General features: G+C 73.0%; 16 protein-coding genes. 5 read left to right on the top strand and 11 right to left on the bottom strand.

The annotated features are described in order from the left end of the window. Window positions 1-25: 25 nt before the first annotated feature. From cimA to H181DRAFT_RS14890, 7 genes are all read right to left on the bottom strand, one after another. Window positions 26-1,636: a citramalate synthase gene (gene cimA, locus H181DRAFT_RS14915; RefSeq protein WP_045864927.1), complete on the bottom strand. Its 1,611-nt coding sequence runs from the start codon at window positions 1,634-1,636 to the stop codon at window positions 26-28. Window positions 1,637-2,166: 530 nt separating this feature from the next. Then, complete coding sequence (locus tag H181DRAFT_RS14910; protein ID WP_045865125.1) at window positions 2,167-3,270, bottom strand: branched-chain amino acid aminotransferase; 1,104 nt, start codon at window positions 3,268-3,270, stop codon at window positions 2,167-2,169. Window positions 3,271-3,580: 310 nt separating this feature from the next. Further along, on the bottom strand, window positions 3,581-4,618 hold the full coding sequence (locus tag H181DRAFT_RS14905) for a 3-isopropylmalate dehydrogenase (RefSeq protein WP_045864926.1): 1,038 nt from the start codon (window positions 4,616-4,618) through the stop codon (window positions 3,581-3,583). A gap of 187 nt (window positions 4,619-4,805) precedes the next feature. Then, entirely contained in the window at window positions 4,806-4,937 is a 132-nt protein-coding gene (locus H181DRAFT_RS30170; protein WP_268241323.1) for a hypothetical protein, read from the bottom strand. A gap of 247 nt (window positions 4,938-5,184) precedes the next feature. Beyond that, window positions 5,185-5,889, bottom strand: coding sequence for an HAD family hydrolase (locus H181DRAFT_RS14900; RefSeq protein ID WP_045864925.1), 705 nt, complete (start codon window positions 5,887-5,889; stop codon window positions 5,185-5,187). 169 nt (window positions 5,890-6,058) lie between these two features. Further along, window positions 6,059-7,690, bottom strand: a complete 1,632-nt coding sequence (pruA, locus tag H181DRAFT_RS14895; protein WP_045864924.1) for an L-glutamate gamma-semialdehyde dehydrogenase — start codon at window positions 7,688-7,690, stop codon at window positions 6,059-6,061. Between the two features lie 43 nt (window positions 7,691-7,733). Further along, window positions 7,734-8,660 carry a proline dehydrogenase family protein gene (locus H181DRAFT_RS14890; RefSeq protein ID WP_045865124.1) on the bottom strand — a complete coding sequence of 309 codons (927 nt, stop codon included), beginning with the start codon at window positions 8,658-8,660 and terminating at the stop codon, window positions 7,734-7,736. A gap of 261 nt (window positions 8,661-8,921) precedes the next feature. On the opposite strand from H181DRAFT_RS14890, the gene H181DRAFT_RS14885 reads away from it, so the two are divergent. The 3 genes from H181DRAFT_RS14885 (at window position 8,922) to H181DRAFT_RS14875 (ending at window position 11,918) form a co-directional block, all read left to right on the top strand. Continuing rightward, entirely contained in the window at window positions 8,922-10,253 is a 1,332-nt protein-coding gene (locus tag H181DRAFT_RS14885; protein WP_045864923.1) for a PucR family transcriptional regulator, read from the top strand. A 123-nt stretch (window positions 10,254-10,376) separates the two neighbouring features. After that, window positions 10,377-10,940 (top strand): M23 family metallopeptidase, encoded by a 564-nt coding sequence (locus H181DRAFT_RS14880; RefSeq protein WP_052708590.1) that lies wholly within the window; start codon window positions 10,377-10,379, stop codon window positions 10,938-10,940. 183 nt (window positions 10,941-11,123) lie between these two features. Continuing rightward, the gene (locus tag H181DRAFT_RS14875) at window positions 11,124-11,918 is read left to right on the top strand and encodes a GNAT family N-acetyltransferase (protein WP_045864922.1); all 795 of its coding nucleotides are present in this window, start codon (window positions 11,124-11,126) and stop codon (window positions 11,916-11,918) included. Between the two features lie 68 nt (window positions 11,919-11,986). Here the strand turns inward: H181DRAFT_RS14875 and H181DRAFT_RS14870 are convergent, their stop codons facing one another. The 3 genes from H181DRAFT_RS14870 to H181DRAFT_RS14860 all read right to left on the bottom strand — a co-directional run bounded on the left by H181DRAFT_RS14870 (window position 11,987) and on the right by H181DRAFT_RS14860 (window position 17,261). Further along, window positions 11,987-12,493, bottom strand: coding sequence for a DinB family protein (locus tag H181DRAFT_RS14870; protein ID WP_045864921.1), 507 nt, complete (start codon window positions 12,491-12,493; stop codon window positions 11,987-11,989). A gap of 151 nt (window positions 12,494-12,644) precedes the next feature. Beyond that, entirely contained in the window at window positions 12,645-14,288 is a 1,644-nt protein-coding gene (gene serA, locus H181DRAFT_RS14865; protein WP_045865122.1) for a phosphoglycerate dehydrogenase, read from the bottom strand. A 357-nt stretch (window positions 14,289-14,645) separates the two neighbouring features. Further along, a complete protein-coding gene (locus H181DRAFT_RS14860) occupies window positions 14,646-17,261 on the bottom strand; it encodes a beta-glucosidase (RefSeq protein WP_045864920.1) in 2,616 nt (871 codons plus the stop codon). 197 nt (window positions 17,262-17,458) lie between these two features. On the opposite strand from H181DRAFT_RS14860, the gene H181DRAFT_RS14855 reads away from it, so the two are divergent. Together H181DRAFT_RS14855 and H181DRAFT_RS14850 are read left to right on the top strand one after the other, a co-directional pair. After that, complete coding sequence (locus H181DRAFT_RS14855) at window positions 17,459-18,499, top strand: GlxA family transcriptional regulator (protein WP_074467870.1); 1,041 nt, start codon at window positions 17,459-17,461, stop codon at window positions 18,497-18,499. A 61-nt stretch (window positions 18,500-18,560) separates the two neighbouring features. Continuing rightward, the gene (locus H181DRAFT_RS14850; RefSeq protein WP_045864919.1) at window positions 18,561-19,187 is read left to right on the top strand and encodes a DJ-1/PfpI family protein; all 627 of its coding nucleotides are present in this window, start codon (window positions 18,561-18,563) and stop codon (window positions 19,185-19,187) included. Between the two features lie 23 nt (window positions 19,188-19,210). Here the strand turns inward: H181DRAFT_RS14850 and H181DRAFT_RS14845 are convergent, their stop codons facing one another. After that, window positions 19,211-19,834: a histidine phosphatase family protein gene (locus H181DRAFT_RS14845; protein ID WP_045864918.1), complete on the bottom strand. Its 624-nt coding sequence runs from the start codon at window positions 19,832-19,834 to the stop codon at window positions 19,211-19,213. Window positions 19,835-19,892 lie beyond the last annotated feature (58 nt).

The following is a 19,892-nucleotide window of genomic DNA, read 5'->3' as shown; positions in this document are numbered from 1 at the left end:
CGCCGGGTCCGGGTCCGGGTCCGGTCTACTCGTGCGGCTCCACCCCGGCCCGCAGCAGGCCGTACGTGTAGGCGTCGTCGAGCGCCTGCCAGGACGCCGCGATGATGTTGCCCGCGACGCCGACGGTCGACCACTCGGCGCCCCCGTCGCTCATGGAGACCAGCACCCGCGTCGTCGAGTCGGTGCCGTGCGCGCCCTCCAGGATGCGGACCTTGTAGTCGACGAGGGAGAGCCTGGCCAGTTGCGGGTGGAGGCGCTCCAGCCCGCGGCGCAGCGCGCGGTCCAGCGCGTTGACAGGCCCGTTGCCCTCGCCGGTGGCGACGATCCGCTCGCCCTTCGCCCAGAGCTTGACCGTCGCCTCGTTGGCCTGGTCGCCGTCGGGACGCTGCTCGACGATGGTGCGCCAGGACTCGAGCCGGAAGAAGCGCCGGGAGCGGCCGTCCACCTCGTCGCGGAGCAGCAGCTCGAACGAGGCGTCGGCGGCCTCGTAGGTGTAGCCCTTCAGCTCCTGCTCCTTGACGCGCTCGACGATGCGGCCGACGAGGTCGCGGTCGCCCTCCAGGTCGTAACCGAGCTCCCGGCCCTTCAGCTCGACGGAGGCGCGGCCCGCCATGTCCGAGACGAGCATCCGCATGGTGTTGCCCACGCGCTCCGGGTCGATGTGCTGGTACAGATCCGGGTCGACCTTGATCGCGGAGGCGTGGAGGCCCGCCTTGTGCGCGAAGGCGGACGTGCCGACGTACGGCTCGTGCGTGGAGGGGGTGAGGTTGACGACCTCGGCGACCGCGTGCGAGATCCGGGTCATCTCCTCCAGCGCGCCGGCCGGCAGCACCTGCTTGCCGTACTTGAGCTGGAGGGCGGCCGTGACGGGGAAGAGGTTCGCGTTGCCCACGCGCTCCCCGTAGCCGTTGGCGGTGCACTGCACGTGCGTGGCGCCGCCGTCGACCGCGGCGAGCGTGTTGGCGACGGCGCAGCCCGTGTCGTCCTGCGCGTGGATGCCGAGGCGCGCTCCCGTGTCGGCGAGGACGGTGCGGACGACGGCGTGGATCTGCGCGGGCAGCATCCCGCCGTTGGTGTCGCACAGCACGACGACGTCGGCCCCCGCCTCGTGGGCGGCGCTCACGACCTGCTTCGCGTAGCGGGCGTCCGCGTGGTAGCCGTCGAAGAAGTGCTCGCAGTCCACGAAGACGCGGCGCCCCTGCTCGCGCAGGTACGTCACGGTGTCGCGGACCATCGCCAGGTTCTCCTCCAGCGTGGTGCGCAGCGCCAGCTCGACGTGCCGGTCGTGCGACTTGGCGACGAGGGTCACCACGGGCGCCCCCGACTCGACCAGGGCCCTGACCTGCGGGTCGTCCGCTGCCCGCACGCCTGCCTTGCGGGTCGAGCCGAAGGCCACGAGCTGCGCGTTCCGGAAGTCGATCTCCCTGCGGGCGCGCTCGAAGAACTCGGTGTCGCGCGGGTTGGCACCCGGCCATCCGCCCTCGATGAAGCCCACGCCGAACTCGTCGAGGTGACGGGCGATCGTCAGCTTGTCGGCGACGGTGAGGTTGATGCCCTCACGCTGGGCCCCGTCGCGGAGGGTGGTGTCGAAGATGTGGAAGCTGTCGTCCGGAGTGGCCGGGGCGTCGGTGGTCATGGCTGTTGTGGCTCCTGAAGGATGAGCGAGATCCGGAATGCCTGGCTCTGCTTGTCCCGCGTTACTCCTGGTTCCGCGTCGCGCTGCCGCTTCCGGCGGGGTGGTCCGGAAAACGAAAAAACCTCTCGCGGGTGCGAGAGGTCTGCGCGCGGGTCTGGGACACGGTGGCCGCCGCCGCACAGGGGGTCCGGGTGCGGCAGTCGGTCACTGAGGACCGGCGCGCCTGCTGCCGATAATCATGGCGAACGAGGACACGTCGGGGAGTCTCGCACAGACCCGCCTCGGGCACGTAAAGCGTCTCACCATGCGGAAAGCGGGACGGAGCCGTCACCGGGGAGCGGTGGCGGGCGCCGCCCGCCACCGCATCGTCCCGCACCGCGGGCTCCGTCGCTCCGGCCGCCCCACCCCCGCCGGCCTCGGCCGCACCGCGGGGGCCGGACCGCACAGACCCGTGACGCTCGTCACGGCTGAGGCCGCGAACGCCCTCGCACCACGGGCCGGGGGCTGCGGGCGCAGGGGCCGCGGGGGTGTCAGGACAGCGGCCGCATCCAGCCGTGCACGTCCTCGGCCTTCCCCGTCTGGACGGCGAGCAGCTTCTCGCGCAGCTGCATGGTGATGGGGCCCGGCTGGCCGTCGCCGACCTTCCACGCACCGTCCGCGCACTTCGCCTCGCCGACGGGGGTGATCACCGCGGCCGTGCCGCAGGCGAAGACCTCCGTGATCGTGCCTTCGGCGTTGCCCTCTCGCCAGTCGTCCACGGTCAGCCGGGTCTCCTCCGTCGCGTAGCCGAGGTCGGCGGCGAGCGTGAGCAGCGAGTCCCGGGTGATGCCGGGCAGCAGCGTGCCGGTGAGCGACGGCGTGACGATCTTCGCGTCCTCGCCGGAGCCGTGCACGAAGTACAGGTTCATGCCGCCCATCTCCTCGATGTAGCGGCGCTCGACGGCGTCCAGCCAGACGACCTGGTCGCAGCCCTGCTTCGCGGCCTCGGCCTGGGCCACCAGGGACGCGGCGTAGTTGCCCGCGCACTTCGCCTCGCCCGTGCCCCCGGGCGAGGCCCGCACGTACTCCTGCGAGAGCCAGACGGAGACGGGCTGGACGCCGCCGGGGAAGTACGAGCCGGCCGGCGAGGCGATGAGCATGAACAGGTACTCGTTGGCGGGCCGCACCCCGAGCCCGACCTCGGTGGCGAACATGAAGGGGCGCAGGTACAGCGACTCCTCCCCGCTGCCCGGCACCCACGCGTCGTCCTGGCGCACCAGCACCTCGCACGCCTCGATGAAGGTCTCCTCCGGCAGCTCCGGCATCGCCAGGCGGCGTGCGCTGCGCTGGAAGCGCCGGGCGTTGGCGTCCGGACGGAAGGCGGCGACGGAGCCGTCCGGCTGCCGGTAGGCCTTCAGCCCTTCGAAGATCGACTGGGCGTAGTGCAGGGTCATGTTGGCCGGGTCGAGCTGCAGGGCCGCGTACGGCTGGAGCTGTGCGTCGTGCCACCCCCGGCCCTCGGTCCACGCGATCGTGACCATGTGGTCCGTGAAATGACGGCCGAAGCCCGGGTTCTTCAGCACCGCCTCGCGCTCCGCGTCTGGCAGCGGCTGCGAGGAGGGCTTGAGGTCGAAGTCGATACGAGGCGTCGTCATGATGAGCGCGTCCTTCACTGTGTGTCGTGGCGGACCGCGCTCCCGTTCGCCCCCAGTTGCCAGGACGTCCGAGCTTTCCCTGATGTGCCGGCCCCCACGTCCGATTATCACGCGAAGGCCCGAGGGTGAGTCGGGTGGGCGGCCCCTGAATGGATGGTGGCACCCCGACCCCCGCGTAGCACAGCGGCCGGGCGACGCCCGCCCGGCCGATTGTCACCTCCGCGCGTACGCAGCGCCGGCGGCCGGGGATTCCCGGCGCCGGAGGTGACGGGGCCCCTCCCCGGCGGTCCGGGGCGGGTGCCGGCAGGGCTCAGCCGGCTACTCGTACCGCCAGTGCGTCGCCGATCTCGTCCGTCGTGCGGGCGGCGGCGCGCCCGGCCAGATCGGCGGCGACGGCGTCCTCGACACGGACGGCCTCCGCCTCCAGGCCGAGGTGCCGCAGCAGCAGGGCGACGGAGAGCACGGTGGCCGTGGGGTCGGCCTTGCCGGTGCCGGCGATGTCGGGGGCGGAGCCGTGCACCGGCTCGAACATGGAGGGGTACTCGCCGGACGGGTTGATGTTTCCGGAGGCGGCGAGGCCGATGCCCCCGCTCACGGCGGCGGCGAGGTCGGTGAGGATGTCGCCGAAGAGGTTGTCCGTGACGATCACGTCGAAGCGTGCGGGGTCGTTCACGAGGAAGATCGTGGCCGCGTCGACGTGCAGGTAGTCGGTGGTGACCTCGGGGTACTCCCGGCCCACCCTGTCGAAGGTGTTCTTCCACAGGTGGCCCGCGTGCACGAGCACGTTGTTCTTGTGCACGAGCGTCAGCTTCCTGCGGGGGCGGGCCTGGGCGCGCTCGTAGGCGTCGCGCACGACACGCTCGACCCCGTAGGCGGTGTTCACGCTGACCTCGTTGGCCACCTCGGCGGGCGTGCCGGTGCGGATGCTTCCGCCGTTGCCGACGTACGGGCCCTCCGTGCCCTCGCGGACGACGACGAAGTCGATGTCCGGACGGCCGGCCAGCGGCGTCTCCGTGTTCGGGAAGAGCTTGGAGGGGCGCAGGTTGACGTAGTGGTCGAACGCGAAGCGCAGCTTGAGGAGGAGCCCGCGCTCCAGCACCCCGGAGGGCACACCGGGGTCGCCGATGGCACCGAGGAGGATCGCGTCGTGCTGCTTGAGCTGCTCGAGCTCCGCGTCCGTCAGTGTCTCGCCCGTGGCGTGCCATCGCCTGGCGCCCAGGTCGTACTGCTTGGTCTCGAGCTTCACGTCCTGAGGGAGCACGGCCGTCAGGACCTTCAGGCCCTGGGCCACGACTTCCTGGCCGATTCCGTCACCGGGGATCACTGCGAGGCTGATGGTGCGAGACATGGCAGCGACCCTAGTGGTTGTCCCAGAGCATGACACGTGCCGTCCATATCGCGGACGGGTGTCCGCGTCCCCGCACGTGGGCGGGCGCCGTGCGGTGCAACACCGCGCCGGCGGGAGGCAGTCGGGACGCGGACGAACAGCGGCGGGGCGGCGCGGTCGAACCGGGCCGCCCCGCCGCCGGTGTCCGTCAGTGGCCGGTCGAACCGCCGTTGTCGCGACGGTCGAGCGCGCGCTGCAGGGCGGCGGCCGCGTTCTTGCGGTCGGCGTCGCGCTTGGTGCGGGCGGCGTGCCGCATGCGGCGGCGGGCAGTCTCATCCATGATCAGCAACTCCTTCTGCACAGACAGATCGAAGAAGAGTGGGGTCGATAGACGCCGGAAGGGGCGGGGGCATGAGGTGCAGCAGGGGTCGCCTGCGCGGAAGCACCGCAGCCTCGTCCGCCGGTCGCTGGATGAGCGAGACGTTCGGCTTCTACAAAGGTAGAGGTGGCGGGCAGTGTTGTCTCGCCAAATAGTTGGCCTTCCTACTATCTGAGACGAACGCCACTCGGTTCAGGCCACGAGGCCGTTACGGAAGTCGCGCGAGGAGAGAGGGCAGCTCAGCGAGGCCGGTGATGCGCCTGATCACGGCGGTGGCGGGCGAGGCGCCGGCCGTCCCCGTGCGGTCGAGCCAGACGCCGTGCAGCCCGGCCTCGTTCGCCGCGCAGGCGTCGATGTCGTATCTGTCCCCGACGTAGGCGACTTCCCGCGGCGGAAGGCCGAGCGCCGCGCAGCCGGCGCGGAACGCCTCGGGAGCGGGCTTGGCGTGGCCGATTTCGTCCGCGCACAGCAGCGTCTCCATCCGCTCCCGGATGCCCAGGTGCCGCAGCTTGCGTTCCTGCACGGCGGCGGACGAGTTGGAGAGCACCCCGTGCCTGTAGCGGGGCGTGAGCGCGTCCAGTGCGGGGACGGCGTCGGGGAAGAGCGTCCAGGCCTGCTCGTACAGCGAGACGTACCGTCCGAACCAGGCGTCGGCCTCGGCGTCGGGGAGGGGCGTGCCGAGGAAGGCCCGGGCCCGCTCCCTGCGGTGCTCCAGGAAACCGAGCTCTCCGCTGACGAAGCGTGCGAACTGCTCCTCCATCACCTCGCGCCAGCGTTCGAGAGCGGCTTCCGGCGAGGGGTGGCGCGCGAGGAGCCGCTCCGCCTCGATGTGGCGCAGGGCTCCGGCACGGTCCGAGCCGGTGTAGTCGAAGAGGGTGTCGTCGACGTCCCACAGCACGGCGCGGATCGGCATGTGCCGGACGGTACCAGGCAGTTGGCGACCCTCCGGGCGGGCCGTCCAGGCGGTCGGCGACGGCCCTGCCGGGCGCCGACGCGGCGGCCCCGGCGTCCTCCCGCCGGGAGGTGGACGCCGGGGCCGCCGTGGAAGGGCGCGGCCGCGGAACGCTCCGCGGCCGGAGGGCTCAGCCCATGTGCGGGTAGCGGTAGTCGGTCGGCGCCACCTGGGTCTCCTTGATGGCGCGCGGCGACATCCACCGCAGCAGGTTGAACTTGGACCCCGCCTTGTCGTTGGTGCCGGAGGCGCGGGCGCCGCCGAAGGGCTGCTGGCCGACGATGGAGCCGGTCGGCCGGTCGTTGAGGTAGAAGTTGCCCGCGGCGAAGCGGAGCTTCTCGCTCGCCTCCGCCAGGGCCGCCCGGTCCTTCGCGAGGACGGCGCCCGTGAGCGCGTAGGCGGCGACGGACTCCATCTGCTCCAGCATCGACTCCCACGTGTCGTCCTCGTAGACGTGGACGGCGAGGATCGGGCCGAAGTACTCCTCGGAGAAGACCTCGTTCTCGGGGTCGGTGCAGGCGATGACCGTCGGCTTGACGAACCAGCCCACGGAGTCGTCGTACTCTCCGCCGACGAGGATCTCGCAGCTCGGGTCCTGCTTCGCGCGGTCGATGGCCGCCTTGTTCTTGGCGAACGCACGGTCGTCGATGACGGCGCCGATGAAGTTCGACAGGTCGCTGACGTCACCCATCGCGAGACCCTCGGTCTCCGCGACGAGTTCGTCCTTCAGGCCGCCCTCCCACAGCGAACGCGGGATGTAGGCGCGGGACGCCGCCGAGCACTTCTGGCCCTGGTACTCGAAGGCGCCGCGGACCATGGCCGTCTTCAGCACCGCCGCGTCGGCAGTCGGGTGGGCGACGATGAAGTCCTTGCCGCCCGTCTCGCCGACGATGCGCGGGTAGGACTTGTAGCGGTCGATGTTCTCGCCGACGGTCCTCCACAGGTACTTGAAGGTCCTGGTCGAGCCCGTGAAGTGCACGCCCGCCAGGTCCGGGTGGGGCAGCGCGACCTCGGAGACCTCCTTGCCGGAGCCCGTGACGAGGTTGATCACGCCCTTGGGCATGCCGGCCTCCTCCAGCAGCTCCATGAGGAGCACGGCGGAGTGCGTCTGCGTCGGGGACGGCTTCCAGACCACCACGTTGCCCATCAGCGCCGGCGCGGTGGGCAGGTTGCCGGCGATGGCCGTGAAGTTGAAGGGGGTGATCGCGTAGACGAAGCCCTCCAGCGGACGGTGGTCGAGCCGGTTCCACACGCCCTTCGGCTGGATGGGCGGCTGCTCCTCCAGCAGTTCGCGCGCGAAGTGCACGTTGAAGCGCCAGAAGTCGATCAGCTCGCAGGGCGCGTCGATCTCCGCCTGCTGGACGGTCTTGGACTGCCCCAGCATCGTCGAGGCGGCGATCGTCTCCCGCCACGGACCGGAGAGCAGCTCGGCGGCCTTGAGGATGATCGCGGCACGGTCGTCGAAGGACATCGCACGCCATGCGGGGGCCGCCGCCAGCGCGGCGTCGATCGCCTCCTGCGCGTCCTGACGCGTGGCCTCGGCGTAGGTGCCGATCACCTTGCCGTGGTTGTGCGGCTGGACGACGTCGACGCGTTCGCCGCCCCCCATCCGCTTCTGCCCGCCGATCGTCATGGGCAGGTCGACGGGGTTCTCGGCGAGCTCCTTGAGCTTGCGCTCCAGGCGGGCACGCTCGGGGGAGCCGGGTGCGTAGGTGTGCACCGGCTCGTTGTACGGGGCGGGGACCTGGGTCACAGCGTCCATGGCGGCCGTGTCTCCTTCACTGTCAGTGCTGTCTTTCAGCCGGTCAGCTGCGGGTGGCGAGCGAGCGGAGGAAGAAGCCGAGATTGGCCGGGCGCTCCGCGAGGCGCCGCATGAAGTATGCGTACCAGTCCGTTCCGTAGGGGACGTATACGCGCACCCGGTGGCCCTCGTCGGCCAGTCGCTGCTGCTCGGCGTCCCGGATGCCGTAGAGCATCTGGAACTCGAACTCGTCGTGCTTGCGTCCGAGCCGCCGTGCCAGTTCCTGCGCTATGGCGACCATCCGCGGGTCGTGCGATCCGACCATGGGGTAGCCCTTGCCGGACATGAGGATCTTCAGGCAGCGGACGTACGCACGGTCCACGTCCGCCTTCTTCTGGTGTGCGACATCGGCCGGCTCGTCGTACGCCCCCTTGACCAACCGTACGCGCGAGCCCTCTCCGCTGAGGGCGAGAGCGTCCTCCTCGGTGCGGTGGAGGCAGGACTGCAGGACGGCGCCGGTCTGCGGGTGGCCGGCACGCAGGTCGGCCAGGACGGCGAGAGTGGAGTCGACCGTGTGGTGCGCCTCCATGTCCAGCGTCACCGTCGTCCCCGCCTCGGCGGCGGCCTCGACGACGGGCCGGACGTTCGCCAGGGCGATGTCGTGCCCACCGGGAAGGGCCTGCCCGAACGCGGACAGCTTCACCGACATCTCCGCCCGGGGCCCCAGGCCCTCGTCGGCGAGGGCCTGGGCGAGGGCGAGGTACGCGTCGCGGTTGCGGAGCGCCTCCGTGCGGTCGGTGGTGTCCTCGCCGAGGTGGTCGAGGGTGACCTGGAGCCCGCGGCCGGTCAGCGCCCGCACGGCGTCGAGGCACGGGGCGAGCTGCTCACCGGCCACGAAACGGTCGACCACGGGGCGGGTGACCGGCGCCGACGAGACGAGACGGCGGATGCCGTCGCTGCGCGAGGCGGCGAGGAGCACTGGTCCGAACACGGGCACCTCCACTGGCGTTCTTGTGCACGCTCCTGGCGTCCGTGGCGGGCCGAGGGCACGGCGGGCCGGGGCGTCGGAGCCACCCTGAATCTAAGGATCGCGCCGAGCCGCCGCCATCGACAGCTGTCACGCATCCGTGTCCCAGATCTCAGACATCTGTACGAGAATGGGGGGACCGCCCGCGGGGAGGCGGCGCACGGGGCGAGCCGCCGGCACGGCGGGGCCAGGGGCACGGGCAGATGAACAGCGGAGCGGACGGACATGCGCGAGGACTACCAGGCGCTCATCGACGAGGTCTCCGCCCTGCTCGGCACCCCCGCCACCCTCGAGGGCCGCGACTTCGCGCTGATCGCCTTCGGCGCGCACGAGAGCCACGGCGAGGGCGGCGAGCCCGCCCTCGACCCCGTACGGACCCGCTCGATCCTCGGACGCGGCTCGACCGCCGAGGTGCGGGCGTGGTTCGAGAGCTTCGGCATCGCCAGGGCGACCGGGCCCGTGCGCATCCACCCGGAGCCCTCGGCGGGCGTCGTGCACGGCCGGATCTGCCTGCCCGTGCGGTACGGCGGCGTCGTCCACGGCTACATCTGGCTGATCGACGACGGCAGGCTCGACCTGGCCGACCCGCGGATGGCGCCGGCCATGGCGGTGGCCGCGCGCACAGGCGAGCTGCTGGCGGCGGAGGCCCGCACGGAGGCGCGCACAGGCGAGCTGCTGCGGGCCTTGCTGCTCGGCGGCGCCGAGACGCCGGGCCGCGGCACGGGATCCGGCGCGGGGCCGGGTCAGGGGCAGGGCCCGGCGGGGAGCGGGGAGAAGAGCGCCGCTGCCGCCGCCGAACTGCGGGAGCTGATGGGGCCGGCCGCCTCCGGCCCGCTGGCGCTGCTGGCGGTGGCGCCGTGGCGTACGGACGGTACGGCCGCGCCTGACCCCGGAGCCGCGCACGTACCGCCCCATGTGATGGCCCGGTGCGTGCTCCCCGCCGCGGCCGGGCCGTCCGGGCCGCGCGACGCGGAAGGCCGGGCGGCGTCTCGGGCAGGGGCGTCACGGGCGGGGGCGCCGTCCGGGCCCGATGGCGACGGCCCGCTCTCCGGGCCCGTCCTGGCCGCCGTCGTGCGGCTGCGCTCCGTGCAGGGCAGCGATCCCGCACGTACCGCGGCCGACCGGCTGCTCCGCGTCCCCCGCCCGCCGGCCGCCGCCGGTGTGAGCGCCCCGCGCCGGGGCCTCGCCGAGCTGCAGCCCGCGTGGCGTGAGGCGGTCGCCGCCGCGCGCGCGGCCCGGGCGGAGGCGCGGCTGGGGCCCGTCGCGGAGTGGGACGCGATAGGCCCGTACCGGCTGCTGACCGGGCTGGCGCCGGAAGCCGCCGACGAACCCTCCGTGCAGGCCCTGCTGAGCCCCGCGCACGCCGAACTGGCCCGTACGGCCGAGGTGTTCCTCGACCACGCCGGGCAGGCGGGCCGTACCGCCTCGGTGCTCGGCATCCACCGGCAGACGCTCTACTACCGGCTCGCGCGCATCGAAGCGCTCACGGCCCTCGACCTCGACGACGGCGCGTCGCGACTGCTGCTGCACATGGCGCTGAAAGCGGCGCGGCTGTAAGGGGGCGCGCTCGTCCGCTTCGGGCACGGGCTGAGCGGAGGCCCTGTGCGAAGCGCCCGTCACGGGTACGCTGCCGCGACCAGAAATGTTGTGTCCACGACAACACTCGACGGAGAGGCTTTCATGAAGAAGCGAACCGGCATCCTGCTGGGCATGGTCCTGGTAGCGGGGGCGGTGGCGCCGGTGGCGGCGTCCGCCGCGGAGCCGCAGGCGACGAACTTCCAGCTCCCCTTCACCTGCGGTGACTCCTGGCGGCTCGACACGTGGGGCCACAACCCCGCGCTGGACATGGTCCGCGAACCGGACCAGCACGGCACCGAGGGCGCCCCGCTGCTGGCGGCGGAGGCCGGCACCGTCAACATGTCCTTCTGGCACGACAACGCCGGCAACGTCGTCCAGATCAACCACGGCGGCGGCTACCACACCACCTACATCCACATGGAGTCCCGGGCCGTCAACGTAGGCGACACCGTCGCCCAGGGCCAGCAGATCGGCGCCGTCGGGCGGACGGGCGCAGGGTCGAACGACCACCCCCACCTCCACTTCGAGCTCGGCGTCGACGCCAACGGCGACGGAGAGGCCTCCTGGGGCAAGGCCGACTCCGAGCGGGTCAACGCCTCGTTCAACGGGACCGAGTACGCCGGAAGCAGCCAGACCTGGCGGGACGTCGTGAGCAACAACTGCTGACACCCGCCCCGCTCTGCCCCGCGATCGGACGGCCCGCCGCCGCGACCGCGTTCCGGACCCGTCCGCGGTCACCGGTCCGCGCGGCGTGCGGGCCGTCCGCCGCGGTGGGCACGCGCACGGCGGACGTCGGGCGGAGCTGAAACCCAGGGGCACGCGACGGGGCCGGTGCGTAGTTTCGCCACCATGACGGACACCGGCGGAGCGTTGCGGGCGGTCTACGACGAGCGGATCCGCGGCGGGCCCCCGGAGCAGCTGCCCGGCGTCGTGTACGAGCGCGACGGCCCCGTGGTCCGTTCGGTCGGCCAGTTCCGCGGCTTCGTCTTCCCGCCCCGCGACACGGGTGTGCGCGGTGCCGCGCTGGACCGCCTCATCGCCCGGCAGCGCGACCGGTTCGCGGAGCGCGGCGAGGCCGTGGAGTGGCGCACCCACGAGCACGACGAGCCGCCCGAACTGCCCGGACGTCTGCTGGCCGCCGGGTTCACGCCCGAGCGGCGGCGGACGGTCCTCCTCGCCCGCACCTCCGGGACCCCGCAGGAACCGGACCTTCCGGAAGGGGTCGTGGTGCGCCGGGTCACCGGTGAGCGGGACATGCGCCGGATCGCGGAGATGCAGTCCGAGGTCTGGGGCGGCGACCTGAGCTGGCTGGCCGGCGTGCTGACCGGGCGGACGGCGGCCGCACCGGAGGAGACCGTCGTACTGACGGCGGAGGCCGCCGGCCGGGTCGTCTGCACCGCGTGGATGTTCCTCAGCGTTGAGACCGGTCACGCGGGCCTGCGCGGCGGTACGACTCTGCCCGGCTGGCGGGGCCGGGGCATCTACAGGAGCCTCGTCGCCCTCCGGGCGAAGGCGGCGGCCGAGCGCGGCGTGCCGTACCTGCACGTGGAGGCCTCCGCCGACAGCCGCCCGGTACTGACGCGACTGGGCTTCCACGCCGTCACGACGATGACGCCGTACGTGTGGACGCCGCCGGAGGACTGAGCCGCCCCGCCCGCGCGCCCGGGCGGGACCACCCGCCCAGCGGCCCGGGCGGACGGGCCGCTGTCCCCTCAGGCTCCGACGGTGCCGTCGATGCCCTCGCGCAGGAAGTCCGCGTGGCCGTTGTGCCGGGCGTACTCGTGGATGAGGTGGAGCATGACAATCCGCAGCGAGACGTCCTTGCCCCACCTCGGCTGGTGCGCGGTCACGTCGAGCGACGCGGCCTCCCGTTCGATGCGGCGGGCGTGCTCGACCTCGGTCCGCCAGGCGCCGAACGCCTCGGCGCGCGTGGAGCCGCTCGCGTCGTACGCCTGCTGGAAGTCGCCCTCCTCCGACCAGAGGAGAGGGATGTCCTCGCCGTTGATCGTCCGCCGGAACCAGGCCCGCTCGACCTCCGCCATGTGCCGGACCAGGCCGAGCAGCGACAGCGACGAGGGCGGCATCGACCGGCGGCGCAGCTCCTCGTCCGTGAGCCCTTCGCACTTCCACTCGAGCGTCGCCCGGTGGAAGTCGAGGTAGACGCGGAGGCTCTCGCGCTCTCCGCCCGTGAGGGGCGGCACGGGACGTTCGACGGGCACCGCGGTTCCTCTCTCTGGCTTGCCGTGCGGGGTTACGACGGGCCGGCGGCGGGCGGGAACGGGCTGTGCCCGGACCGCGGTGGGCGGTCCGGGCACTCCGCTGCCGGAGCGGACGCGGCTGCCGGAGCAGACGCGCGTCGGGCTGTGCCGGTCAGTCGGTGAGGTCCACGCTGCGGGCGGACGTCGCACCGATCTCGCCCTTGATCTCCGCGAGCACGGGGGCGGGGATGTTGTCGTCGACGGTCAGCGCGACCAGCGCGTCACCGCCCGCCGTGGCGCGGCCGACCTGCATGCCGGCGATGTTGATGCCGGCCTCGCCGAGGATGCGTCCGACGGTGCCGACGACGCCGGGGCGGTCGGCGTAGCGGAAGAAGGCCATGTGCTCCGCGAGCGCCAGGTCCACGTCGTGCTCGCCGACGGCGACGATCTTCTGCAGGTGCTTGGGCCCGGCCAGGGTGCCGGAGACCGAGACCTCCTCGCCGCTGCTGAGCGTGCCCCGCACGGTCACCACGTTGCGGTGCTCGGGCGATTCGCTGGACGTGGTGAGCCGGACCTCGACGCCGCGTTCCTGCGCGAAGAGCGGCGCGTTGACGTAGCTGACCGTGTCGTCGACGACGTCCTCGAAGACGCCCTTGAGCGCGGAGAGTTCGAGGACCTTCACGTCGTGCTGCGTGATCTCGCCGTACACCTCGACGTCCAGGCGCACCGCGACCTCTCCCGCGAGGGCGGTGAAGATCCGGCCGAGGCCCTCGGCCAGCGGCAGCGCGGGGCGCACGTCCTCGGCGATGACGCCGCCCTGGACGTTGACGGCGTCCGGCACGAGCTCGCCCGCCAGAGCGAGCCGCACGGACTTGGCGACGGCGATGCCCGCCTTCTCCTGGGCCTCGCCGGTGGAGGCGCCCAGGTGCGGCGTGCACACGACCTGGTCGAACTCGAAGAGCGGGGAGTCGGTGCACGGCTCGCTGGCGTAGACGTCCAGGCCCGCGCCCGCCACGCGCCCCTCCTTCAGCGCGGAGGCCAGCGCCGCCTCGTCGACGATGCCGCCGCGAGCCGCGTTGATGACGCGCACGCCCGGCTTGACCTTGTGCAGGGCGTCGTCGCCGATCAGGCCGAGGGTCTCGGGCGTCTTGGGGAGGTGGACGGTGATGAAGTCGGAGGTCGCGAGCAGCTCGTCCAGGGAGAGCAGCTTCACGCCCATCTGCGCGGCGCGGGCGGGCTGCACGAACGGGTCGTACGCGACGACCTTCATCCCGAACGCGGACATCCGCTGCGCGACCAGCACGCCGATGCGGCCGAGGCCCACGACGCCGAGCGTCTTCTCGCTCAGCTCCACGCCCGTGTACTTGCTCCGCTTCCACTCCCCGTTCTTCAGGGCCGAGTTGGCCTGCGGGATGTTCCGCGCGCTGGCGATCAGGAGGCCGCAGGCGAGCTCGGCGGCGGTGACGATGTTGGACGTGGGCGCGTTGACGACCATGACGCCGGCCTTCGTGGCGGCGGGTACGTCGACGTTGTCGAGCCCGACGCCCGCCCGGGCCACCACCTTGAGCTTGCGGGCCGCGGCGACGGCCTCCGCGTCGACCTTCGTGGCGGAGCGCACGAGGATCGCGTCGACGTCGGCGATGGCGGTGAGGAGTTCGTCCCGGTCGGCTCCGTTGCAGCTGCGGATCTCGAAGTCCGGTCCGAGAGCGTCGACGGTGGCGGGCGAAAGCTCTTCGGCGATCAGTACTACGGGCTTGCTCACGTGGTCTCCAGTCTGGGGGTACCTCCCGGGCCGAAGGCCCAGGGGGCGGGTCATCCTCACCGCGGGCAGGCGGCGGGGAACGGCCGCGTCCCGGCGGCCGTAGACGGTGGAGGGGGTCATCCCCGCGGGCGCAGGGCAGACGCACGACGCTGTGAGCCTGTGGCGCGCTTGGCTTGTGCCTTGCAGTGTAGCCAGCCACGCCAGGTGGGGGCTTCCCCTCCCGGTAATCGATCATCGTCCTGACCGGCCGCCGGCGCGACGGGGTCTCAGCAACCGGGATGCGTGCCGCGCCTCCCGGTGGTCCCCTGCTCCGGGGCCCCGGAGGCGGCGGCGCTGGTCGCGGGGCGCGGGCGGCGGAGAGGCCCGCTCCCAGGGGCGCCGGGAGATCGTTCCTGCGCCCCCTGTGCACCTTCACGCCTCCGCTCGCACGGGTACGGTCACCTCCCCCCTGACGTCGCGGCTGGAACGCGCGGCCAGCAGGCGGTACTCGCCCGCGGGGGTCCGCCAGCCGCGCGCCGCCTCGTCCCACACCTCGAAGGCCCGTGGGGAGACGCGGACGGAGGCGGTCACCGTCGCGCCCGGTGCCGCTTCGACGACGGTGAACCCGGCGAGCCAGCGCACCGGCCGGCGCGGGTTCTCCCCGGACGGCCCGGCGAGAGCAGCCGGAGCCTCCAGGTAGAGCTGCACGACCTCGCGGGAGGGGCGCGCCCCGGTGTTCCGCACCGGCACCGACACCTCCAGCGGTTCGCCCGCCCGCCAGGGACCCGCTCGCGGAGGGCCGTACGACCAGTCCGCGTAGCCCAGGCCGAAGCCGAACTCGCGGGCGGGCGTACGGGCCAGGCGGTCCCAGCCACGGTGGCCGACGTCGAGGTCCTCGGCATAGTCGATGACACCGTCGCGCGGCACGCCGTCCGGCACGGGCACGTCGCCGTGGGACGCGGGGAGCGTCCACGGCAGCCGTCCGGAGGGTTCGGCCGCGCCCGTCAGCACGTCGGCGAGCGCGGTGCCCGCCTCCTGGCCGGGCAGCCACCACCACAGCGTCGCCGGAGCGCTGTCCGGCGAATCCAGCCACGGCAGCAGCACGGGAGCGCCCGCGTTCACCACGACCACGGTGCGGGGGTTGGCCGCGGCGACACGGTCCACCAACTCGCACTGCCGTCCCGGGAGTTCGAGGCTCTCCCGGTCCCAGCCCTCCGACTCGGTCTCGTGGTTGGTACCGACGACCACGACGGCGACGTCCGCCTCGCCGGCCGCCCGCACGGCCTCGGCGATCTCCGCGCCGTCTCCCGGCCCTGGCGGCAGATGCCGCAGCTCCACGCGCGCGAAGCGGCCGAACGGCCCGGCGTCGACGACCTGCACCGTCGCGGACAGGGACAACAGCCTTCCGCCGCGCGGCACTTGCACCGTCCGCACGTAGCCGCGCGGGTGGTTCGCCGACGAGTCGAGCAGGGCTTCCTTCCCCACCCGGTCCGTGCTCTCGCTGAGCACGGCCCCGTCGATCTCGATCCGGTGCGCTCCCGCCGGAGCGGCCTCCAGCAGATGCTCTCCCGGTTCGCGGAGACCGATTCGGGCCTCGACGCGGACGGAGACCGCCTCTTCGGGCAGCCCGCGCACCACACCGTCCCAGGGCAGCGGCAGAGTGCGCGTCTCCAACTGCCGTTCTCCCGGGCCGAGTACGGTCAGCTCGACCTCGCCTCCGTCGACGTGTGCACCCTCCATGAGCGGCGCGTGGCTCAGGGTGCGGCCGCCGCGGTGCGCCGTGACGATCGCGGACGGGAACGCCTCACGCAGGGCGTCGAGCGGACGGCTCACGTACGGCGCCGTGACGTGCGCGCTGCCGCCGCCCTGCACGAACGGCTCCAGGGCGTTGGCGCCGATCAGAGCGATGCGGGAGGTGGAGCGCGGGAGCGGCAGCAGCCCGTCGTTGCGCAGCACCACGGTCGCCCGGGCCGCCGCGCGGCGCAGCACGGCGCGGGTGGCGGGCTCGTCCCCCGAGGCGGTCTCCAACCTCCGTTCGGCGGCGTGGGGTTCGTCCCCGAGGTGCTCCGGGACGACGTCAGCTGACGGATCTTCCGGCGGAGGACCCGCAGTCCCCGCGAGCGCGCCGACCCGGCCCGCCAGCCGGAGGATGCGCCGCACCTTGTCGTCGACGTCCTCCTGCGGAACCTCGCCGGAGCGTACGGCCTCCAGCAGGGCGGCGCCCCAGGGACCGCCCGGACCCGGCATGACCAGGTCCAGTCCGTTGCGCGCCGAGGCGGCGGTGCTCTTCGCCGCCATCCAGTCGCTCACCACGACGCCGTCGAACTCCCATTCCTCCTTGAGGAGTTCGCGCAGCAGCCACCGGTGCTCCGTCGCGGGCGCGGCCGTCCCTCCCCCCGATCCCCGGCCGTCCCGGGGAGACCCCGCGTCGAGTCCGTTGTAGGCCGCCATGAGCATCCACACGCCCGCGTCCTTTACGACCCGTTCGAACGGCGCCAGATACACCTCGCGGAGCGCGCGGGCGCTCAGCCGCGAGTAGTAGGCGGTCCGCTGCGTCTCGGAGTCGTTGGCGACGAAGTGCTTCACGCAGGCGCCCACCCCGTGCCGCTGGACGGCCCTGACGTACGCGACGGCAAGCCGTCCGCTGAGCAGCGGGTCTTCGGAGAAGCATTCGAAGTGCCGTCCGCCCAGGGGCGTCCGCTGAAGGTTGACCACCGGCGCGAGCACCACGTCCGCGCTCTTGGCACGTGCTTCCGCCGCCATGAGCGTGCCCAGCTCGTCCAGCAGGCTCTCGTCCCACGTCGCGGCGAGCGCCGAGGGCGCGGGGAGCTGCGCCGAGGTGGTGGGCGCCGTGCCTCGGCCGCGCACACCGATCGGTCCGTCGGAGACGGTCAGGGGGCGGAGCCCCACGGCGGGCAGCGGGGGCAGCGTCCACGCGGTCGCACCCGTGAGCACCCGGACGCGTTCCTCGACGCCCAGCCGCGCCACCAGCTCCCCGAGCCGGGCGTCGGAGAGTTCGCTGGGAGCGGGTCGCCCCACGCCGGTCATGCCTGCTCCTCATCGGACGTCGTCGCGGCGTACGGCCGCCTCCCCGCGCACATCCTCCCCAGGCGCGCCGCCGCGAATCCCGATGGCGCCGGGCGGCGGCCCGTCCGGGAAGCACGGCGGCCGTGCCGTCCCCATGGCAGGAAAGGTGGGAACTTCGTCATTGCGGACACCGGAGGCGGACTGAAGAATCGTCAACCGTGACCGGGAAGCCGCGCAGAAGCAGCGAAGAGGTGCTGGTGGTCGTCTTCGACGACGTGCAGAGCCTCGACGTCACGGGTCCCGTGGAGGTCTTCGCCGGCGCCTGCCTCGCCGCCCGCGACCCCGGGGCCTACCGGCTGCGGACGGCGTCGCTGGACGGCCGTCCGGTCCGTACGTCCAGCGGCCTCACACTCGTCCCCGATCTCTCGCTCGACGACGCCCGCGCACCGCACACGCTGCTGGTGCCGGGCGGCCAAGGCACCGGTGCACCGGACCCGCGGCTCGTGGACTGGCTGCGTGCGCGGGCTCCCCGCGCCCGGCGCCTGGTCTCCGTCTGCACCGGCGCGATGCTCCTCGCGGACGCGGGGCTGCTGCGCGGGCGCAGGGCGACGACGCACTGGGCGTACAGCCGTACGCTCGCGCGCCGCCACCCGGAGACCGAGGTCGACCCGGACCCGATCTACATCCGCGACGGCCACATCGCCACCTCCGCCGGGGTGACGGCGGGCATCGACCTGGCGCTCGCGCTCGTCGAGGAGGACCTCGGGCGGGACATCGCGCTCGACGTGGCCCGTCATCTGGTGGTCTTCCTGCACCGCCCGGGGAACCAGGCCCAGTTCAGCGCCCAGCTGGCCGCCCAGACCGCCCGGCGTGAGCCGCTGCGCGAGCTCCAGCAGTGGATCGTCGAGCATCCGGACGGCGATCTGTCCGTCACGGCGCTCGCCGACCGCGTCCGGCTCTCCCCGCGGCACTTCGCGCGCGTCTTCCAGGACGAGACCGGCACGACGCCCGGCCGTTACGTCGACCGCGTCCGCCTGGACCAGGCGCGCAGGCTTCTGGAGGAGAGTTCACGCGGCATCGCGGAGATCTCGCGCGCCTGCGGCTACGGCACTCCGGAGGCGATGCGGCGCGCCTTCGTCAAGGGCCTGGGGACGGCGCCCGCGGACTACCGGCGCCGCTTCCGCCCACCGGCGGCCGCGCGTCCCCGCACCCCCGACTCCGCACGTCCTGCCGTCCGGCACCTTCCGGACTCTCTCTGACGCTCCCGTCCTAGCGCTACCTCGCGCTTCCTCACGCTCCTCGCACTCCGAAAGGACCGATATGCAGATCGCGATCCTCCTCTACGACAACTGCACAGTTCTCGACGCCGTGGGCCCCTACCAAACGCTCGGGCCGCTGCCGGACGCGGAGACGGTCTTCGTGTCCGAGCGGCCCGGCCCCGTGCTGGACGACAACCGCAGCCTCTCGCTGGTCGCGGAGAAGTCCCTCGGCGACGTCACGAGCCCGGACATCGTGGTCGTCCCCGGCGGCCCGGAACCCGACCTGCGGAACGAGACCGTCCTCGACTGGCTCCGCACAGTCGACGCCACCACCACCTGGACGGTCTCCGTGTGCACGGGCTCACTGCTGCTCGCCGCGGCGGGACTGCTGGACGGCCGCCGGGCCACGTCGCACTGGACGGCGCTGGAGCAGCTGAAGACGTTCGGCGCCCGGCCCACGCAGCAACGCGTCGTCTTCGACGGGAAGTACGTCACGGCAGCCGGGGTGTCCGCCGGGATCGACATGGGGCTCACGCTCGCGGGCAGGATCGCCGGGGACGAGCATGCGCAGACCGTGCAGCTCATGATCGAGTACGACCCGCAGCCCCCGTACGACGCCGGCTCCCCCGGCAAGGCCCCGGCCGCGCTGGTGGAGCTGATCACCGGCGAGCCGCAACCCCGGGGCTGAGCAACGGAGTTCGCGGCCCTCCGTCAGACGCGGTCCTCTTGCGGCGATCCCGTCCAGCGCAGCTCCGCCGGGAGATGCTCCACATCGTTGTGGACGACCAGGCAGGCGGGGCGGCCGCCCGGGGTGTAGCGGATGACGGTCAGCGCGGCGTTCGCGTAGTCGAGCCCGAACCACCGCCACTCGGGCGCGTCCAGAGCGTCCCGCACGAACCAGCCGACCAGGAAGTTGTGCGTGACGATCAGCTCGTGGCGCGGCTCGTCCCCGTCCACCGGCCCGGCGAACCGCTCCAGGGCCCTGGGCGCGAGAGTCCGCCCGGCCTCGCGCTCGGACGCGGGGAGGCGCGCGAGCCGGTCCAGCACGAACTCGACCGACTCCGGGGGCAGTTCGTCCGGAGCCGGCACGTACGGGAGGTAGTCGCCGGCCACGTCCGTCTGATGGAGCGGCACCTGACCGAGCCGGCCGCCGACGAGCCGGGCGGTCTCCCGTGCACGCGGCAGCGGGCCGTGCCACACCGCCGTGAGCGGCCGGCCACGGAGCCGGTCGCCGAGCAGCACGGCCTGGCGGCGGCCCGCTTCCGTCAGCGTTCCGGCGCCGGAGGCCTCGCCGTGCCGTGCGAGGTACAGGTAGCGGGTCGCGGATCCGGCCATACGCGTGCAGACTCCTTCGGCTCGGCGGGCGGGACGGCAGCACGCCGGGGCCGCCGCG

The sequence above is a fragment of the Streptomyces sp. WMMB 714 genome (genome assembly GCF_900090125.1).
Lineage (GTDB): Bacteria > Actinomycetota > Actinomycetes > Streptomycetales > Streptomycetaceae > Streptomyces > Streptomyces daqingensis.
Note: the sequence above shows the minus strand (reverse complement) of the source record. Positions and strands in the feature narration are given on the sequence as shown.